18 protein-coding genes and 1 tRNA gene are annotated in these 18,186 nt (G+C 47.0%); 5 read left to right on the top strand and 14 right to left on the bottom strand.

Annotated features, from left to right (window positions below; translation table 11 throughout):
* Positions 1 to 28: 28 nt before the first annotated feature.
* The 3 genes from COW20_20275 to COW20_20265 all read right to left on the bottom strand — a co-directional run bounded on the left by COW20_20275 (position 29) and on the right by COW20_20265 (position 3,850).
* Complete coding sequence (locus COW20_20275; GenBank protein ID PIW45468.1) at positions 29 to 1,966, bottom strand: hypothetical protein; 1,938 nt, start codon at positions 1,964 to 1,966, stop codon at positions 29 to 31.
* Positions 1,966 to 3,387 carry a nicotinate-nucleotide adenylyltransferase gene (locus tag COW20_20270; GenBank protein ID PIW45467.1) on the bottom strand — a complete coding sequence of 474 codons (1,422 nt, stop codon included), beginning with the start codon at positions 3,385 to 3,387 and terminating at the stop codon, positions 1,966 to 1,968. The genes COW20_20275 and COW20_20270 overlap by 1 nt, the downstream gene beginning before the upstream one ends.
* Before the next feature lie 151 nt (positions 3,388 to 3,538).
* Positions 3,539 to 3,850 (bottom strand): RNA-binding protein, encoded by a 312-nt coding sequence (locus COW20_20265; GenBank protein PIW45466.1) that lies wholly within the window; start codon positions 3,848 to 3,850, stop codon positions 3,539 to 3,541.
* A 472-nt stretch (positions 3,851 to 4,322) separates the two neighbouring features.
* On the opposite strand from COW20_20265, the gene COW20_20260 reads away from it, so the two are divergent.
* Complete coding sequence (locus COW20_20260; GenBank protein PIW45465.1) at positions 4,323 to 4,847, top strand: hypothetical protein; 525 nt, start codon at positions 4,323 to 4,325, stop codon at positions 4,845 to 4,847.
* Positions 4,848 to 4,951: 104 nt separating this feature from the next.
* Here the strand turns inward: COW20_20260 and COW20_20255 are convergent, their stop codons facing one another.
* From COW20_20255 to COW20_20230, 6 genes are all read right to left on the bottom strand, one after another.
* Complete coding sequence (locus tag COW20_20255) at positions 4,952 to 6,715, bottom strand: hypothetical protein (GenBank protein PIW45464.1); 1,764 nt, start codon at positions 6,713 to 6,715, stop codon at positions 4,952 to 4,954.
* A gap of 74 nt (positions 6,716 to 6,789) precedes the next feature.
* Positions 6,790 to 7,293 carry a hypothetical protein gene (locus COW20_20250; GenBank protein PIW45463.1) on the bottom strand — a complete coding sequence of 168 codons (504 nt, stop codon included), beginning with the start codon at positions 7,291 to 7,293 and terminating at the stop codon, positions 6,790 to 6,792.
* Between the two features lie 18 nt (positions 7,294 to 7,311).
* Complete coding sequence (locus tag COW20_20245; GenBank protein PIW45462.1) at positions 7,312 to 8,886, bottom strand: hypothetical protein; 1,575 nt, start codon at positions 8,884 to 8,886, stop codon at positions 7,312 to 7,314.
* On the bottom strand, positions 8,862 to 9,857 hold the full coding sequence (locus tag COW20_20240) for a 3-beta hydroxysteroid dehydrogenase (GenBank protein PIW45461.1): 996 nt from the start codon (positions 9,855 to 9,857) through the stop codon (positions 8,862 to 8,864). The genes COW20_20245 and COW20_20240 overlap by 25 nt, the downstream gene beginning before the upstream one ends.
* On the bottom strand, positions 9,854 to 11,035 hold the full coding sequence (locus COW20_20235; GenBank protein PIW45460.1) for a hypothetical protein: 1,182 nt from the start codon (positions 11,033 to 11,035) through the stop codon (positions 9,854 to 9,856). The genes COW20_20240 and COW20_20235 overlap by 4 nt, the downstream gene beginning before the upstream one ends.
* Before the next feature lie 4 nt (positions 11,036 to 11,039).
* Positions 11,040 to 12,137: a 3-oxoacyl-ACP synthase gene (locus COW20_20230; GenBank protein ID PIW45459.1), complete on the bottom strand. Its 1,098-nt coding sequence runs from the start codon at positions 12,135 to 12,137 to the stop codon at positions 11,040 to 11,042.
* A 168-nt stretch (positions 12,138 to 12,305) separates the two neighbouring features.
* Between COW20_20230 and COW20_20225 the strand changes: the two genes are divergently transcribed.
* Positions 12,306 to 13,397 (top strand): hypothetical protein, encoded by a 1,092-nt coding sequence (locus COW20_20225; protein ID PIW45458.1) that lies wholly within the window; start codon positions 12,306 to 12,308, stop codon positions 13,395 to 13,397.
* A 104-nt stretch (positions 13,398 to 13,501) separates the two neighbouring features.
* Here COW20_20225 and grxD read toward each other — a convergent pair whose 3' ends face one another.
* Both grxD and COW20_20215 read right to left on the bottom strand, forming a co-directional pair.
* Positions 13,502 to 13,831 carry a monothiol glutaredoxin, Grx4 family gene (gene grxD, locus COW20_20220; GenBank protein PIW45457.1) on the bottom strand — a complete coding sequence of 110 codons (330 nt, stop codon included), beginning with the start codon at positions 13,829 to 13,831 and terminating at the stop codon, positions 13,502 to 13,504.
* A 39-nt stretch (positions 13,832 to 13,870) separates the two neighbouring features.
* Complete coding sequence (locus tag COW20_20215; GenBank protein PIW45456.1) at positions 13,871 to 14,146, bottom strand: BolA family transcriptional regulator; 276 nt, start codon at positions 14,144 to 14,146, stop codon at positions 13,871 to 13,873.
* A 361-nt stretch (positions 14,147 to 14,507) separates the two neighbouring features.
* Here COW20_20215 and COW20_20210 point away from each other — a divergent pair, with 361 nt between their 5' ends.
* Together COW20_20210 and COW20_20205 are read left to right on the top strand one after the other, a co-directional pair.
* Positions 14,508 to 14,795: a hypothetical protein gene (locus COW20_20210; protein PIW45455.1), complete on the top strand. Its 288-nt coding sequence runs from the start codon at positions 14,508 to 14,510 to the stop codon at positions 14,793 to 14,795.
* A 6-nt stretch (positions 14,796 to 14,801) separates the two neighbouring features.
* A complete protein-coding gene (locus tag COW20_20205) occupies positions 14,802 to 15,017 on the top strand; it encodes a hypothetical protein (protein ID PIW45454.1) in 216 nt (71 codons plus the stop codon).
* Positions 15,018 to 15,033: 16 nt separating this feature from the next.
* Here the strand turns inward: COW20_20205 and COW20_20200 are convergent, their stop codons facing one another.
* From COW20_20200 to COW20_20190, 3 genes are read right to left on the bottom strand one after another with little or no spacing between them, the layout of a single operon-like run.
* On the bottom strand, positions 15,034 to 16,770 hold the full coding sequence (locus COW20_20200; GenBank protein PIW45453.1) for a hypothetical protein: 1,737 nt from the start codon (positions 16,768 to 16,770) through the stop codon (positions 15,034 to 15,036).
* Positions 16,767 to 17,108: a hypothetical protein gene (locus tag COW20_20195; GenBank protein PIW45452.1), complete on the bottom strand. Its 342-nt coding sequence runs from the start codon at positions 17,106 to 17,108 to the stop codon at positions 16,767 to 16,769. Before COW20_20195 ends, COW20_20200 begins: the two co-directional genes overlap by 4 nt.
* On the bottom strand, positions 17,105 to 17,950 hold the full coding sequence (locus tag COW20_20190; GenBank protein ID PIW45503.1) for a diaminopimelate epimerase: 846 nt from the start codon (positions 17,948 to 17,950) through the stop codon (positions 17,105 to 17,107). Before COW20_20190 ends, COW20_20195 begins: the two co-directional genes overlap by 4 nt.
* Positions 17,951 to 18,085: 135 nt before the next feature.
* Here COW20_20190 and COW20_20185 point away from each other — a divergent pair.
* Positions 18,086 to 18,157 (top strand) — tRNA-Cys (locus tag COW20_20185).
* Positions 18,158 to 18,186: the final 29 nt, after the last annotated feature.

The following is an 18,186-nucleotide window of genomic DNA, read 5'->3' as shown; positions in this document are numbered from 1 at the left end:
TATACTCTCTTTTTAATGTTTCCAATCTTCACTCTGAAGACTGAAGGTTTACCAGTTCTTCTTCAGCTTCTTCCCACTCTTGCATTGTGGCTGTCATTTTTTCTTCGAGTTTCTGTTTCTCTTGCAGACAAAGTGCTTGCTCTGCTTCTGACCCAGAACCATAGGCCTCTGCCAGCGCCAAATCACTGGCTTGAATTTTATTTTCTAATGATAGGCAGAGTTCTTCAAGTTCAGGAATGCGCTTTTCAAGCTGTTTTATTCTGCGCTGTTGTTGCTTTCGGGCTTCATAATTCTGAGCATTGTCATTGCGAATTTCCACTTTTTGAGTTTGTTGTGAGAGAACCGTGCGCTGTTGTAGGGAGAGGTCGCGGTTGAGATGATCCGTACCCGCTTTTTCCAGATACTCTGAATAACTGCCTTTAAAGTCTGTAAACCCTTCGGGTCTGAGTTCCAAAATTCGGGTAGCCACTTCAGAGACAAAATAACGATTGTGGCTTACAACCAGCAATGTTCCTTTGTATTCACGCAAGGCTTCTGTCAGAGATTCAATCGATTCCATATCCAAGTGGTTGGTCGGTTCATCCAGAAGCAGAAAATTTGAGGGCAAAAGCATCATGCGGGCAAAAATCAGGCGCGTGGCTTCCCCTCCACTTAAGGTGGAAAGCTTGTTCTTGACACTGTCACCTGAAAAGAGCGCCTGTCCCAAGAGCCCGCGAATCTGACTGACGGTTGCCGTTGCATCATACTGATAGAGCCAGTCAAAGACGTTCATCTGCTTTTCAAGTTGGCTGCGGTAATCCTGGGGGAAATAGCCAGGCAAGACCTCATGACCCCATTGAAAACTTCCTTGATCCGCTTCCAGTTCCTGCATTAGAATTTTCAGAAGCGTTGATTTGCCGACTCCATTGGGGCCGATCAGGGCGATTCGATCCCCTCTTTCAACTTCAAAGGAGAGATCTTTTAAGACCTGCTTATCCGCATAGGATTTACCTAAATCTTTGACCTGGAGCGGAATAATGCCAGAGGTCGTATGGGGGCTAAAACGAAAAGCTGGGTAGCGTCTGGAAGAGGGCTGAATCTCGATCGCTTCCATTTTTTCAATCATTTTCACCCGAGATTGGGCCGCTGAAGCTTTGGTTGCTTTGGCCCGGAAACGATCGACAAAGGCCTGCAATTCTTCTTTGCGTTTTTCCTGAGATTCCAAGGCTTTTTCTTTTTGCTCTTTTTCGAGGGCTTTGGCGGCTTCAAAGGCATCATAATTGCCTGTATAGATTCTCAGGGTGCCATAATCGATATCAACAATCTGTGTCGATACACCGTTGAGGAAACCTCTGTCATGTGAAACCACAATCAGGAGGCCAGGATACTGATTTAAATAGCTTTCAAGCCATTTGATCGAATCGATGTCCAGATGGTTGGTGGGTTCGTCCAGCAAAAGAATTTCAGGTTGGCTGAAGAGCAATTGTGCGAGCAGAACCCTTAATTTATAGCCGCCCGAGAGCGTTTTTAAAAGTTGGCGATGGTGGCTGTCTGGAATACCCAGACCGAGCAGCAGTTTGGCGGCTTCGCTCTCTGCGGTATAGCCCCCTTCGCGCAGAATCACAGCTTCAGCTTCTGCGTAGAGAGCACTTTCTTCCAAACTCATATCAGATTTTTGCGACAATTGATCCTGAGTTTGCAGGGCTTCCCATAGATTTTTTTTACCTTGAATCACGACATTTTGAATCGTCTGATCTTCAAAGGCAAAATGGTCCTGGTTTAAAACCCCGACGCGAATATCTTTGGGCCAGGTGATTTCACCGCTGTAATGGTGTTCTTGTCCTGTTAAAATACGCAGAAAAGTGGACTTGCCTGCCCCATTGGCGCCCACCAAACCGTAGCGCTTTTTATCGTAAAAAACCAAACTGACATTTTGAAAGAGGGCCCGATCGCCAAATTCTACAGTCAGGTCATTGATTTCAAGCATTAATCTTCCTCGTCCTCATGTGGGTGGTAGCCAAAATAATGACGCTCTTTGATCAATTTCACGACCTGCTCAGGCACTTTTTCTTCCCAACCGCTTTGATGGGTTTCAATCTGGTGCAATAAATTGCGCGAATAATCGGTCAAACAATCGGGGTTATAATTATCCAGATAAACAATCAAACCCTTATCCACCAAATAACCAAATAATTTATCCAAACCGGGAGCAATTTCAAGGGAATCCAAGGTGAGCACGGCACCTGAATCAGGATCTTTGGCCGGATAAATATACAGTTTGAGATCATTTTTAAACAGGCGGCCCAAAGACTCCAGAATTCCCCCTTCGAGATGGGTATAATACTGTTCGTCGAAGAGGGTTTGTAAGCTGCGGATCCCCATGGCCAGGGCAATGCTCTTTTTGCTGAAACGGGCAAGATAGGCCGCCAGACGGTAGTATTCAAAATAATTGGATATCAGCACATGAAAGCCGCAGGCATTGAGGGCATCGGCACGGGCCAAGAATTCTCGGGGTTCAAGGCCGCCTGAGGCTGTTAAATGGTGCATGGTGACTTCCATGACCCGAATCACCTTGTCGGTTTCTACGCCCGGCTCTTGTTTGAATTTATCCCAGGCTGCTTCCATGAGATCCAGATGAACTTTGCGTACGGGTCGAAAACTTCCGCGCTCCATCAAAATGGGCTTTTTGTAAAAGAATTCTGAGGGTTGCAAGACTTGACCATCGGCTGCAAATACGGCGGCATTGGCCAAGCCTTCCTGAACAAGTCGTAAGCTCATCAAGCGATTGTCTACATTGCGGAACTCTATCCCTGAAAATTCAATCATATCAATCACGATTCGGCCAGGGGAGAGATTGTCTTTCAGCGAACGAATCAAGTCATCTGGGCGGTGATGCAAAAAAAATGCACCATAGAGTAAATTGACGCCCACGATTCCCAATGCTTCTTGTTGCAGGGTGTTTTCCTTATCCAACATGCGGACATGCAGAATAATCTGGCTGTCTTCATCACGGGGATGGGCTTGGTAACGCACCCCCATCCAGCCATGGCATTCGTTTGTGCCTTTAAAACTGCGGGCAGCTACGGTATCTGCAAAGGTGAAAAAAGCGGTATTGTCACCGCGCTCGTCCCGTAAGCGCTCAAGATTGAGTTTGTGTTCATAGTCCAGCATGCTTTCAAGACGTTCGCGGCAGACATAGCGTTTGGTGCGTCCGTAAATGGCATCACTGACTTTCATATCGTAGGCAGAAATACTTTTGGCAATTGTCCCCGCCGCGCCGCCAACCGTAAAAAACCAACGAACGACTTCCTGGCCTGCTCCGATTTCAGCAAATGAACCATAGCGAATAGGTTCGAGGTTGATTCGCAAGGCTTTTTGATGGGTATTCAGTAATTCTTGGCTAGTCATGTCATCAGTATAACGAATCTCTGAGCTCAGACGGGAGGAGTTGCCTGCTACGACCGGAAAGTTACGCTTGAAGCAAACGCTTCCAAAAAGAACGCCCCGTTTTGGGTAACATACCCAAAACGGGGAATATCTGCTTCTTCAGCGTTAAAGCTTAACGACGGTAGCCACCTCCATCGCCACCACGGCGATGGCCGCCACCAAATCCGCCGCCGCCGCGCTCTTCACGGGGACGCGCTTCGTTGACGGTCAGGGGACGACGCAGATAGTCAGCTCCATTGAGGGCGCTGATGGCATTCCGGGCGTCATCATCGGAGGGCATTTCTACAAATGCAAAACCTTTAGAACGACCCGTTTCACGATCGGTGATGATGCGAGCGCTCTTGACTTCGCCGTATTCAGCGAAGAGCTGGTAGAGGCTTTCTTCATCAGCCTGGAATGACAGATTACCAACATAAATATTCATGAACTTAAAATACCTTCATCAATGAATTCAAGGACTTTAGCGGGACTGGGATCAAAATGGAAGGGTCTTCATTGCCTGTTTTACGAACACATACAGGCCAGAAAAACTTAAGCGGGTTTTGCCGGGATGAACGGTCGAAGCAGAATCGATGAATCTCACAATTTGAATCGATCAGAACCTTTTAGAAAGTCTTATGGGAATAGTAGCTTAATCTTTGAAAAATGTCCAGATCCCTGCTCATTCTTTGTCTAAGACCCTAGAGAAGAGCGTGTCGGAAAGAAGGATCAGAAACGCAAATTGTTTTGAGTATAGCTTGATTTATCCCCTTTCATCAGCAAAAGGGTTTATGCGGGCAGGGGGGAAATAAGCTTAAGTAATTGTTAATTTTAATTCAAAAAATACTTAAAATAATTCAGAAATCTAAATATTGGGCGATATAAAATTTATCAAATCAGAGAAGGTGTAGAGAACCATGAATTTAAATGTTGTTACAGTCAATGGAAAGTCCCTGGGCGGAAGCTTGCGTGAATTAAAACCGGGCGTGGCTTTGGAACAGGCCTATCAAGCTGGAAAAAAAGATGGTCTGGATCAGGTCTATTTTCAGGCCAATGGAAAAAATTATGTCCTGCAAGGTGATGGTTTGGATTTGAAAGCTTTGCAGAAAAAAGGCGATATGCCTTTTGTTCAATTGCATACGGAGTCAGGATCGGTTCTGGCTGATGTGAAAGCTGTTGATAATGAAAAAAATACCTTTATGGAAGGCGCCTGGAACTGGGGAACCAAAGGCACTCTTGCTTTGGCGGGTTTGGCTGTAGGGGCTGCGGTAGTGGGTGCTTCTGTAACCCACGGTGAAGACGCAATGGGTTGGGCAATGGTCGGAATGAGTTTTGCACCTATCTTTGCTGCAGGTTCAGCGATTACCTTCGTTGGCGGAGGGACCCTGAGTGCCTTGAAAGGCAGCCATGAAGAAAAAATGCAACCTTTGCTGAATCAATAAACAATCAAAATTTGAAAGCCCGGCCAGAGCCGGGCTTTTGTTTTGAGGCATTTTGAGACCCTTAAAACGATTTAAGATTACTTTACTGAAGCAGTCTGCAGCCCTTATAAGTTGCCCGCTCTTTGTGGCTTGTGTTTGCTTAAATAATCATAGATTCCATCTCGAATCGCCTTGGCGACTCTGCGTTGGTAAGCACTGCTGCTTAAGAGGGCTTCTTCTTCAGGGTTTGAAACAAAGCCAATTTCGAGTAAGACAGAGGGCATTTTGGTTTTGCGGGTGACAAAAAGTCCCCGTTTGCGTACCCTGCGATCAGGAGCGCCCAATTCTTTGACAAGATATTGATGCAAAACATCTGCCAATTCTTTGCTTTGGGGGGTGGTGTAATAGGTTTCGATTCCTTTGATATGCTCATTGTTGGGGGGCATTGAATTGCAATGAATGCTGATAAATAGATCGGAATTGCGTAGGTTTGCGACATCGACGCGGGGCTGTAAAAGAATCTCTAAATCTTCGGCGCGGGTTAAGATCACCTTGAATTGATCGTTTTCAAGGTAGCGTTTCAAATAATCTGAAACAGCCAGGGTCACTTCTTTTTCTCGAATGCCCCCTTTGCCAATCGCACCGGGATCATTGCCCCCGTGTCCAGCGTCAATCACAATAAAAGCACGTCGGCTGGCTTCATCTATCGGGGGGGGGCGATCCCGGTCTCGGGCTTGTAAAATGATTTCGACATAGCGATCGTGGGTGCTGTATTGATAGGCCACTTCACCTTTTAAATCAAAAACAAAGCGAATATCTGAGTTTTGTTGACGGTTTAAGGGTGCCATGCGGATTCGTTCTAAATTCCCGCTGGAGCGAATCAGGCGTGTATCCTCCCGCTGGGTTAAAACGGTTCCCAGCGTATCAATCACCAGGCGATGCGGCTTTTCAAGGGGATAAATCTGATAATCAAAGGGGCGATCCGTGTGAATGCGAATTCGCGTCACTGTCGAATCCATTTCCATGATTTCGATTTCATCGAGTTTGGCTAAGTTTTTAGAGGAGGCGAGTACTAGAAATTGAATCGTGCAGTTATTGTCTTCACTGAATGGCACGATTTCCACATCGTCGCGGGTCAGTTTAAACTGAATTTCTACGCGATCAGAGCTGTTTGCAATTTGAACATCCTTAAACAGTGCTGAGTTGAGTTCGGGACGCTTGCCATTGAGCGGACTGCGTACATTGTAAAGGGTGATGCCATATCGCTTTTCTTCTGCATCTAATTTGCGGATTTCAGGGTAAAGGGGGCCAGTTCCTTCCATATAGAGGTTGTTATTGCGTAATTCGAGTTTTTTCAATTCAACGGATTGAATCGCAGCGAGTTGAATCGTGGGAGGGCTGACTCGAAAAGTTTTTTGAGCTGTTCCAGCCTGTTGATGGGGTTGTATCCAGGTTTGGAAACCCTGACCCAAAGGTTCAGTTCGGATGGCAACATCGACTTCTTTTTCAACATCCAGCACCATGCGCACTGCAGGTGGATCATTCGTGAATTGGCTGATCCTTACTTTTTCTACGCCAGGAATTTTGGGCGAGATTTCATCGCGCACCTGGGGAAAAATCGCATCGGGCAAATCGATAACGACACGTCGTCCCGATTCTCGTGGCAAATATTGAATTTGTGGCAAGGGCCGGTTGGTGGAGGTAAATCCCAAAATTTGTTCACGGTTATTGTATTGCAGGTTTTGAATGACAGAAGCAGCGGGTTGTGCAAAAGCTGGAAGATGAAAACTGAGAAACCCCGATGCACACAGCATGACCAACGTCTGCCGGAAAAGGGTATGTTTTTTCCTGGCAGATCGGGAAGTTAAATTGTCCCGGTTATTTTTCATAATTGACAGACCTGTCTATATCCTCTGGTCATTTTAGCCTTGCATTTCATTTCTGATCTGTGAGGGCTGCACCCTCAAGGCTGGGAAGCGGCTTCTGGCAATGAAACTGTCAGTTTTGTTCCCACTTGAATAGAGTGTTTTTTAAACCAAGCTTGATTCATTTCGAGGGCATAAAGCGCTGGTTTTAAGGAAATATGGGTTGTTTCGTCCAATGCTTGCATTTCCTGAATATCGACAATCTCAAGTTTTGAGTTGAGAAAGGCGATACTCAAGGGAATCAGGGTGTTTTTCATCCAAAATCCCAGGGTTTTTTCCTGTTCAAAAATAAACAGCATGCCCTGGTTTTCAGGCAAGGATTTGCGATTCATCAGACCTGTCTGCTGTTCTTGAGGGGTTCTTGCCAATTCCAATTGCAGCTCAATCTCTCCAAATTTGGCTGGGATCAGGGCCAGGGGGGAAGCTGTGGCTTTACTCGCTGTTTGGGGGGCACGGGCATCTACTGGGCTACAGGCGACTGCACCGAAGGCCAGGAAAGGGATGAGAAACTGGGCGAATCTGCGTGTTGAAATGACTCTCATCCCCCTATTTAAACAGGTTTAAATTATTCCTGCCAGGGGATTGAAGCCTGGGTTCAGGGGGGAGAGCAATTTCACTTGGGGATACCAATAGGTTTCTGCTCCTGTGGCCGGCCAGAGCCAGGGGCGTGGTTCATTGAGCAGGAGCCTCGCCGGAACTTGGCAAGACCCAGCCAGATGGAGGGGGGCTGAATCAATACTGAGCAGCGCATCTAAGTCTTGAAGAAGATTGAGGGTCTGCTCAAAGTTTTCAAGTTGAGCCCCCGCATCTTGAATGCCTGGGGGGATGGCTTCTGGTAATAAATCGGGTTGTAGGGCAAGATATTCAGCCGCAGGGAAATCTTCAACCCAGGCCTGAATTTGCTGACGGGGGATGGCTTTCTGGGCTTGGAGCTGGCGGTAGCTTTTGTGGGCTGGGGCGATACGCCCTTGCCAAACCAGTCCAATTTTGGGCGTCCTTTTCGGACTCGGTTTTGAGACTTGGGGCAATTTCCAGGGCGGCAAACTGCGCATGTCTGAGTCTTTGGCTAAATTGAGGCGAAAAGGCAGGCTTAGCAGGGGAATTGCATAATCATAGGCCGGAGGGGCGCTGCCCTCTTTGAAAAGCGTGATCGGTAAGTTGAGTCGTTCTGCCAGATGAAACAGGGGGGCAGGCACTTCCAGAATAAGCGCTCCAACTTGCTCGCAAAGGGGGCTTAAAAAGCGCCAGAATTGAATTTGATCCCCCAACCCATATTCGGCCTGAACCAGCAGTCTGCGTTCTTTTAAGTTTTGCCCCTGCCAAAGCGGTTTCAGCAGTTTTTTCAGTCTGGGTTTCTGCAGGCGCCATTCGAGTTTGCGAAAGCCCTCACGCCATTGGCCCTGGCTGAGATACAAAACCCCCAGGTTAAAATGTGCTGAAATCAGTCCCGGTTGGATTTGAAGTGCCTGTTGATAATAGGACTCCGCCAGGTTCTTGTTTCCGCTTTGCTGGGCGCAAAGCCCGAGGCCAAGCAAAATGCGGCTATTCTGAGGCGCAAATTTTTGGGCAGAGAGAAACCACGCGCGGGAGGCCTGAATATCCCCTTGATCAAAATAGGATTGAGCGAGGATTAAATGGCTTTCAAGCTGAAAACTTTCAGCGCCGTTTAACCCCAAAATCCATTTTTCAAGGCTTTGGGGATTTTTACTTTGGCCATGGCAAAAGCTTAAAATCTGTCGGCTTTCCTCGGGGGATTCGGGGCTTGAGAGCAGCTCCTGAAAGTGGGTTTCAGAAGGGTTCAGACCCTCGCTCAGTAAAAATTTCAAGACCCGAAATTCAGACAGATTTGGATTGGGAAAAGTGCTTAAAACCTGAAGGCCTGCTTCAAATTGGCCCAGTTCCCAGCACATTTGGGCCTGCAAGAGTTGATCGGTCTGATTTGCAATGCCTGCATTCAAATGCATGTGCGCAAGAGTGGGGAGTTGACTGTCCAAAAAAATTCGTGCCAAAAGGGTATGAGCCCTCGGGCTGGCCTGGGCTACTTCGCGGCTGGCTTGTTCAGCCAGTTTTCGAGCATGTCTCAGCCGTCCTTCCTGCCAGGCTTGCCACGCTAAAGCCAGTGTGTTTGCTTCCACCAGCGGATAAACTCCTCACTTGCCTCTTCAAGAGATTGGCGGGGTTGATAGCCCAGTTTCAGGCGGGCTTTCTCAATATTCAAGGTTTGATTTTTTGCCAACATGGTCACACTGTAGCGCGTTAAGGGAGGTTCTTTATACTGAGGATCCATTTTTGCCAGCGCTTCCATGCCCGACGCCAAAGCAAAAGCCAGTGAATAGGGGATTTTTTTACGGTTGAGGCTGAGCCCCAATTGATCAAAGACTTCAGCCAAAAATTCCCAGAGTTGAACAGGCTGCCCATTGGTAATATTATAGGCCTCGTTCAGTGCCTCCTGGGGCGCATGCAGGCAGAGCAGCAAGGCATCCACCACGTTTGAAACAGCAGTGAGATCCACCCGGTTCTGACCTGAGCCAATAATGCGCAAACGCCCTTCCTGATGGGCTCTGAGCAGACGGGGCACGATCACAGTGTCCCCTTTGCCGATTAATGCCCGGGGGCGAATCATAATTGTTTCAAGCCCTTGAGCTGAAGCGGCTCTGATTTTTTCTTCTGCCAGGAATTTGGTGGCTGCGTAAGCATTGATAAATTGGGGGGGCAGGGGATCAGACTCTTTCACCTGCTCGCGATCACCGTAGATCACATAAATACTGGGCGTTGAAACATGCACCAGTCTGCGGATTTTGTTTTTTAAACAGGCAGCAATGACGGCTTCGGTGCCCAAGACATTGCTGCGTTCAAAGTCAGCGTAGTGCCCCCAGGGAGAAGAGAGTCCTGCCGTATGAATCACAGCTTCTGCGCCTTGCGAAATCTGTATCAGAAATTCCTTGTCTTCAACGGCCCCTGCTGCAAAGGGGATTCCCAATTGGCTTATTTTTTCGGCCATGATTGGATTGCGCCCTGTTGCAATCACTTCATAACCTTCAAATTTCAGTGTCTGGATGAGACGGAAGCCCAAAAAGCCTGTGGCGCCTGTGACCAGTATTTTCATTGTTTGCTCCTTGCTGGCCAATGGCCATTCCACTCAATATCGAGGGTCGAGGCTTCTAAAAGTGTGACCTGATGTTTTTTTGCCAGCAGCCAGGTTTTCCACATGATCTGAAATTGTTTGATAAAGGGTTGCAGGTCATCCCAATGAAAAATAGCGTCTTCTGCCATTCCCATTTTTGCCCACCAGGTTCTGAATTCGCTTAAAGACTTTAACTGAGGCAAAGCGTATAGATACATGGCCAAAGTCACCATGCTGTTTTTTTCGCCACTGGGATGGATCACCGGGCCTGGGTAATCGGGAGAAAAGGCGGCGGGTAAATCGTCATCCACCGTAAAAAGCAGGGTGCCGGTGGTGGCACGGGGATTGCATTCGATGGGCCAATAACGTCCCTCCGCGTGGATAAAATCAAAGGCTATCTGGCCTGTATAATCCAGGGCTGCAACGATTTTCTCGACGATTCGGAGAATGGCAGGAATGCCTGCCGATTCAAAATAAATCGTCGAACCCAACCCAGCGCAATAGGTGCTGGCATAGACGCTGTGGGCAAGCAGTTTGCCTGCTCGGGCTACACTGTACGAGCAATATTGGGGGCCTTCAAGAAAGGCCTGCACGACCCAGGGGATTTCTGCGGTGGGTGAGATTTTTGCTAAGCATGTCTCTGGAGCTTGATTGATCATTACAAAATTTGAAAAACGTGAAAATTCTGGTTTCAGAACGTAGCTTGGAAATTCAGCCAGAGCAGCTTCAAGTTGGCTCTTTGTTTCTACTTTGACTGTTTCTGGGGCAGAAAGTTTTAAGGCCTTGAGTAATTGAATGAATTGGTATTTACTGTGCAGATGGGTCAGAATATCGATGCTTGAAGTGAAGACCGTGCATTGTTTTTCCAGTTGGTGTTTCCAACGCGAGATAAAAAAAACCTCTTCGCAGGTCGGCACCAAGAGTTCAATTTTGTAAGCCTGAATGTATTTTTCAAGTGCAGCAATATAGGCTTCAGGATCTTGATTGGGTGGGGGAACCCTGAGATTTTTCTGGCAAAATCGAGAAGCTCCCGCTAAATTGGGCGTGATACTTTCTGCCACAAAACACCGTGCCCCACGGGCTGCAAACAGACGTAAAAGCGCGAGTGTTGCGGGGCTTCGCCCCCCCGTAAACAAAACCCTTTCGTAATGCCGGCTCATGGGGCTAATAGGTCATCACCAGGCCTCCGAGCGAGAGCCCGGCCCCTGTTCCCAGCAGGCAAACCCGATCCCCGCGTTTGACTCGGCCCTGTGAAATCGCATCACAGAGGGCCATCGGGATTGAGGCGCCAATACAATTGCCATGATCGCGAATATTGCTCATGAACTGATGATCCTCCAAGCGAAAAAAGCTTTGCGCCTTTTCAAGTGCAACGCCTGAGGCCTGATGTGGCACAAAAAGTTCAATCTCTTGCAGGCTGAAATCGAGCTTCTGAAAGAGTTTTTTTACGAAAGGACGCAGTTTTCTGAAGGCCATTCCCAAGACGGCGGGGCCGTTCATATGAAAAGTATAAGCTTCGCGATCTTCGGCTTCAATTCGGGGATGAAAGACGTTGCCCCCCCCTTTGACCCAAGTATAAAAAGCCCCATCTCCATAAGTCTCCATGGCAGCACTGAGGACTGCTGAAGTTTCTTCCTCTGGGGTCGGGCGCAAAATGGCTGCAGCGGCTCCATCTCCCAAGAGGGTAGAGCTTTCCCATTCCTGGGGGTTGAGTGATTTTGAAGCAATTTCACTGCTGACAATCGCGATGTTTCGGTAGCGGCCAATTTCGATCAGGCAGGCAGCAAGATCCAGGGCGGTAAGAAAGCTGAGACAGGTTGCATCGACTGTAAAGGAGGGAATACCTGAAAGCCCTTTGCCTGCAGCTTTTTGAATCAGGCAGGAGGTGTCTGGAATGGGATAGTCATAAGAACCTGCCGCTGAAATGATCAGATCCAATTCCTCGTATTCCATCTCAGCATTTGTAAGTGCTTTTTCTAAAGCTTTTGCGCCCATGCTCGAATTGCTGTCTTCTTCTACATAATGACGAAATTCAACGCCTGATTTTTCGAGTATCCAACCAGGTTCCAAGCCCATTTTGATTTCAAGTTCGGCGGAACTGACCCGCAATGGAGGTAAATATTTTCCCATGCCCGCGATCTGAATTTTTTTCATGCTCTTTCTATGTGTGCCTTTGTTGCTTAGAATATCTGTGGATTTCCACTTTGGGAGGCTGATTTTAGCTTCAGTCTTTAGGGCTAATTTTAACATTCTTTTGGGCATAAACAAGCACTCCAACCTGAAAAGATTAAACTATTTGTAAATTGATTTGAATCAAAATTAACCATTTATTACTTGTCTCTTAACCTTAAGATAAGAATTTATTCTGTAAAACACTCGATAGTATAGGTATCAAACTCAAGTGTTAAAAATTGAAAAGAGGATATCACCATGCCGAATTTAACCAATCTTCAATCCCAAGATTTTATGGCCATTACCCGCGCCATGGACGCCAATCGCAATAACCGTGTAGACAAAGCAGAAGCCAATATTTCCTGGAATGCACAAAGCCAGATTGGCAATGCAAATGGTGTGGCTGGTACCCGTGAACTTGCAACCTCTCTCGAAAAGGGGGATGTCTTTATTACCAGCCTGAATCCTGAAACGGCTGATAAAATTGCCAATTATTTTTCAAAGCGCAATGAGAATTTTGATCGTCCTGTAGCAGATTGGGTTTCAGATGCCTGGATTTCGAAAGAAGATTTTCAAGCCAGCCCAGAAGTTTTGCGGGCGGTAGACAGCAATGGTGATAATCGCATTTCCCGCAAAGAATTTGCTGAAGCGCTGGTTGCTGGCACCCTGACGATTGGAACTTCCAAGCAAACCAGCCACAACCCCTTTACCCAACCCGCTCCCAGCAATCCCTTTAATTCGCCTTCACATGACCCCTTCAAGCCCCAACCCAGTGCGCCTCATCATGATCCTTTTAAACCCCAGCCTTCAAGCCCTTTCAACGATCCTTACCAAAACTCTGAGCGTGATTCAGGTGCCTATTTGAAACTGGAAATGGTGCGTACCCTCAGTTCTGATTATGAAAAAGGTCAGATTTTAAATAAATTGGTGGGACAAACTGATATGTCTACCCGTGAGCAGATGATGTTGGTCGAAACGATCAGCAAAGGCATCAGCTCTGACTATACCCAGACTGAATTGCTCAAAACTTTGGCTAAAAACCCCAGTCTGCGTGATGATGCCGCTATCAAACTGGCAAAAGCTACCCGTGAAATGAGTTCAGACTATAACAAAGGTCAGGTTTTGGGCAATCTGATTCAAGCCCAACGCCTTTCTCCTCAGGCTCAACAGTCTGTGATTATCAGCATCGGCACCATCAGCAGTGAATATACCCAAGTTGAAAGCTTTAAGAGTATGGTGCGCAGCCAACGCATGGATATGCCTGAAAAGGAATTCCTGATGCGCCAGGTGGGTCAGAACATGAGTTCCGACTATAATAAGCGCCAAGTCTATGATGCCTTAATGAAATAAACGTTTAATGATACAAAACAGCGCCCCTGATCAGGGACGCTGTTTTTTTTATGAATCAAAAATAGAGATAAGAAAACAAGTTCAGACTTGTTTTGCGCCAGGAATTAAACCTGGGCAGCTACAGCCTGATCTACCATTTGCTGAAGTTCGCCATTTTCAAACATCTCACGGGTAATATCACAGCCCCCGATAAATTCACCCTTGATATACAGTTGGGGAATGGTGGGCCAGTTTGAAAACTGTTTAATCGCTTCGCGTTTTTCCTGATCAGCCAAAATATTGACAGAGGCATAGGGTTTGCCCACTTGATTCAGAATTTCCACGACGGTAAAGGAAAATCCGCACATGGGTTGATCAGGGGTGCCTTTCATATACAGCATGATCGTGTTTTCTTTAATTTCATTTTCAATTTCTTTGATCACATCACGGCTCATAAGGTTGCTCCTTCAAGCAAAATATTTGAAAATCAAGAATTATACACCATAATAGGCGTCAGCAGGCCGACTCAGTTCTTCAGGTTCTGTGACCCAGGTCTTCATTGAGAGCGCATGAATCGGTCGGCCATCACCAATCAAATGATTCAAAAGAGCATAAACGGTTTGTTGCTGGCGTACGCGCGGCATTCCAGAAAAACCAGGCCAGATCACGTTGATTTCAAGGTGGTCGCCGGTACCCGTAAAATCTCTTACGTGTACTTTGGCGTTTTCCAGATTAGATTCGACGATTTCGCGGACCTGTTCGGCGATCATGTATAAGCTCCCAGATGCATTGATGGTTACGCCCCCAGCGTAACATAGGAGCTATAAAACAGACAAGATAGTCGGGATTATGGCGGCTGAGAATTTGATTTTCTTTTCCAGAGACCCAAAACGCTAAAATCATCGGGTTTTAAACCCAGATCAATTGCGAAAACATATTCATAGCTGTCCAACCAGAGTTGCCTATAAAAACTGCCAATTTCTTGGATTGAAACATAGCGGGATAAAAACATGCTTTGCAGCGTTTCGATCAATTCAAAGGGGTGGAGTGTATTTAATCAGCATAGAAACTATGCTATCATCACACAGTTCAGGAAGATACCTGAAAAAGAAAACATTTTGGAGGCACCCCATGGCCGAATTGAACAGTGATGAAATTATGGCAAAGGATTTCAACGCACCTTCGCTTTTTGCCAATATCGGCAGAGTGCGTGCTGAAAATGATTTTGTGGTTCTGGATTTGGGCTATGTGCCCCCCCTCGACAGTTCAGAAGTTGAGCTTTTAAAAGAAGAGCCGATCATGGTCAGCCAACGGGTGATTTTGCCTGTGGAAGTGGCCCGCACCTTAAGCGCTTTGATCAGCAAAGTGGCTGGCGGCGAAGCCGAAGAGCCTCTGACCCCTGTGATGCCTGAGCGTTAAAACGAAATGCCAAGCGATGATATTGAAGCGCGCCTGGTTGCGCTTGAAACCCGTCTGGCTTTTCAGGATGATGAGTTGCTGAAGCTGAAAACGCTTTATGCAGCTCATCAAAAACAGCTTTATCATTTAGAAATTCAAAATAAACATCTCTTAGAGCGGGTGAAACTGGCTTTGGAAAACCAAGCTGAAAAACCGGCAAATGAAAAACCACCCCACTATTGATTTTATGAAATAGTTTTCAGTTCAATTCAACAACGGTTACGCCTGAGTCCCCTTTGCCATATTCAGCGAGGCGAAAACTTTTGACATAGGGAGAAGTTGCCAATGCAGCATGAACGGCACGTCGCAAAGCGCCTTCCCCTTTGCCATGGATAATACTGACCTGGTGCAGTCCTCCGTGAGTCGCAGTGTCCAAAAATTTTTCCAGCGTCCATTCCGCTTCATGCACTCTCAAATTGTGAAGATCACAGGCTTCGGTCGCAATCGAATAGGTGATGATGCGAATTCCGGTCGTATCCCCTTTTTTCTCTTTGCGGTGACTGCTGAGCAAGACATCTTGGGCCTGAACTTTCCATTTTTTGCCATCGAGCAGAACGCTGACTTCTCCTTTGCTGTCTGGCAGCGAGAGTAACTCGCCATAGGAGCGCAGACTTTCTACAAAGATCCAGACGCCAATTTCTACTCCTGGGGTCAAGCGGGGACGAGCGTCGTTCTGGGGGGGGGCTTGAGGCAGCTTAAATCTGGGGGCTTTGGCGGGCTGGGCAGCTTGTACTTTGGTTTTGGGAGGTTTGAGCTTGGCATATGCCTGTTCTGCCTGGTTCACCAAGGCTGCTGGCCAGCCTGCTTTACGGGCCAAAAGGAATAACTCACTGCTGGCCCGTTGCTGGGGTAAAATTTTCAAGTTCTGACCCTTGCGCTCCAAGGCCACTTGCATCATGGCAGGGTTTTCATCTGCCAATTTGGTAAGCAGATGGTTATGCGTCACCAGCAGTAATTTCACGGGTTTGCCAGCCAGTTCCTGTAAAAGGGCCCTGAGCAAAGCATGGCTTTCTCCTGGGTTGCTGCCTGTCAGCGGGTTGTCCCATAAAAGCAATTGGGGCAGCGAACTGCGTCTGAGCAAGCTTTGAATTTCATTCAGACTTTGTCGCAGGGGGGTGTCTTCAGGTAAAAATTGGAGATCACTGAAAACAGGGAGATGAGATTCTGATGCGGCGGGAATGGGCAAACCTGCCTGATGCATAAGCACTGCCAAGCCGATATTTTCCAAGAGTCGTGTCTTTCCACTTTCATGTGCGCCAGTCAATAGCCAGATATTTTCATGGTTTGACCAGTGCAGCTCCCCTGAGAAACAAGGTTCGTCCTGTAAGAGATCCTGGGGGAAGCGAAAGTCTGAAAGATGAATTTCCTGGTGTTTGCTGAAGGCCACTAAGTTTCCCTGATAGCTTTGTGCGAGTAGAAACTTGGCATTCAAAAAATCGAGCCCTGAAAGCAACTTGCTGATTTCCTGAAATTGGCGCCAACGCTGAGAGAACAATTGGTTTTTTTGATCTCTGCTGTGTATTTTTTCAAGTCGCTTGAGCAGATCTTCAGCGATTTTAAGCGTTTGAAAATTCTGCCAGAGTGCTGGCCATTTTTTCTGGTGGGGTTCCAAGGCCCCCCGCAAAGCTTTGGCCCGTTCAACTAAAAATTCGAACGCTTTCTCTTGAGACGGTAAAAGATTTGAGTAGTTACGTTCAAGCTGGCTTAAAAGGGTTTGTACTGATTTTTCTTCAAAACCTTTAAAAGGGGCAGGAAAAACGGCTAAAAAATTCTGGAACTCATGAAACTGGCGCTGGAGAGATTCCAGTTCTCGTTTCGAGAAAACAGGTTTTAGCAAGTATGCCAGGCGTTTTGCGCCAGGTGTAATGGCAAGTTCTGCTAATTTTTCAGTCAATTTGTCCCAGCTTGGAAGGTTCGTGGGACTCGCGGGTTTCATCTGATTTGGCGCCGTTTTTTAACTTCGCCCTCAAGGTATTTGATACGGCCTTCGATGATTTCGCGGTCCTTATCTGTTTCAGGAGCGTATTTTAAAAAGAGTTTGTAATGGTTGATCGCCACTTCAATTAAATCTTTACGCCAATAAAGATAGGCAATATTATAATGGTATTTCCAACTGCCTGGGCAAAGTGAAATACAGGTGCGCAGCAACATCAGGGCTTCATCCAGATCGCCCAATTCAAATTTATAGGTCGCTTTTTCGTATTTTTTTTCAGCATCAGCTTCGCGTTGTATGGCTTCATTTTGTGCCTGCTGAATTCTCAATTCTTCACTCATCTGATCATTCCTTCTTCTTCATATGAACCTGTAAAGACTCTTTGCGCCGGGCCGTCCATCCAAACCTGATCCTGGTTCTGATCCCAAAAAAGGGTGAGATCTCCACCCGGTAATTGTATGACAGCTTCTGTTTCTAATTTATTCTGGAGTACGCCAGCTACCAGCGTAGCACAGGCACCTGTACCACAGGCCAGGGTTGCGCCCGCTCCACGCTCCCAGACGCTTACACGGGCCAGGTGGGGTGTCAGAAATTGAGTAAACTCAATATTGATCCGTTCGGGAAAAGCGGGGTGCATTTCAAGCAAGGGCCCCCAATACAGCGTATCTGCGCTTGACCAGTTTTGATCGACTTCAATCACACAATGGGGATTGCCCATTGAGACCAGTGTGATCTCAAAGGAGTGGTTTTCGACCTGCAAAGGGGCAGATACAACCGGCGTTTCATTCCAGCCCAGGGCAGGTATTTTAGCAGGACTGAGAACAGGTTTTCCCATATTGACACGAATGGATTGTTTTTTCTGGCTAAATTCAGCTTTGAGTAATCCAGCACCTGTTTCAATCAGAAAGCTCTGATCTTCATGGCCTGCCAGATAGCGTACAAAGCAACGCAAGCCATTTCCACACATTTCAGGCTCGCTGCCATCACTGTTAATCACTTGCATCCGTGCGTCTCCACGGCTTTCGCGGTGACAAATCAGGAGTCCGTCAGCGCCAATGCCAAAGTGTCGGTTGCAAAGTTTTTGAGCCAAGCGGCTCAAATCCAGATCAAAGGGAAGATCTCTGGCTTCGAGAATGACAAAGTCATTTCCCAAGCCTTGAAATTTTTGAAAGGGGATTTGCATGAATTGGTCCATTTCGTGTTGCTGATTGCAGCAAATATACTCCGCTATTTTAACATTCCCAATGCTTGTATCGCTGAGAATTTGCTTCATATTGTTTTTTCATGGTCGCTTATGTTAAAGTGGGTCAAGATTTAAGGCGACGTCGCCAAGTGGTAAGGCCGAGCTCTGCAAAAGCTCTACTCGCCGGTTCGATTCCGGCCGTCGCCTTTTCTTTTTTGCCCCTTATTTCCACTTTG

It is taken from the genome of bacterium (Candidatus Blackallbacteria) CG13_big_fil_rev_8_21_14_2_50_49_14 (assembly GCA_002783405.1).
Classification (GTDB): Bacteria; Cyanobacteriota; Sericytochromatia; order UBA7694; family UBA7694.
This window is presented reverse-complemented; position numbering and strand designations above follow the sequence as displayed.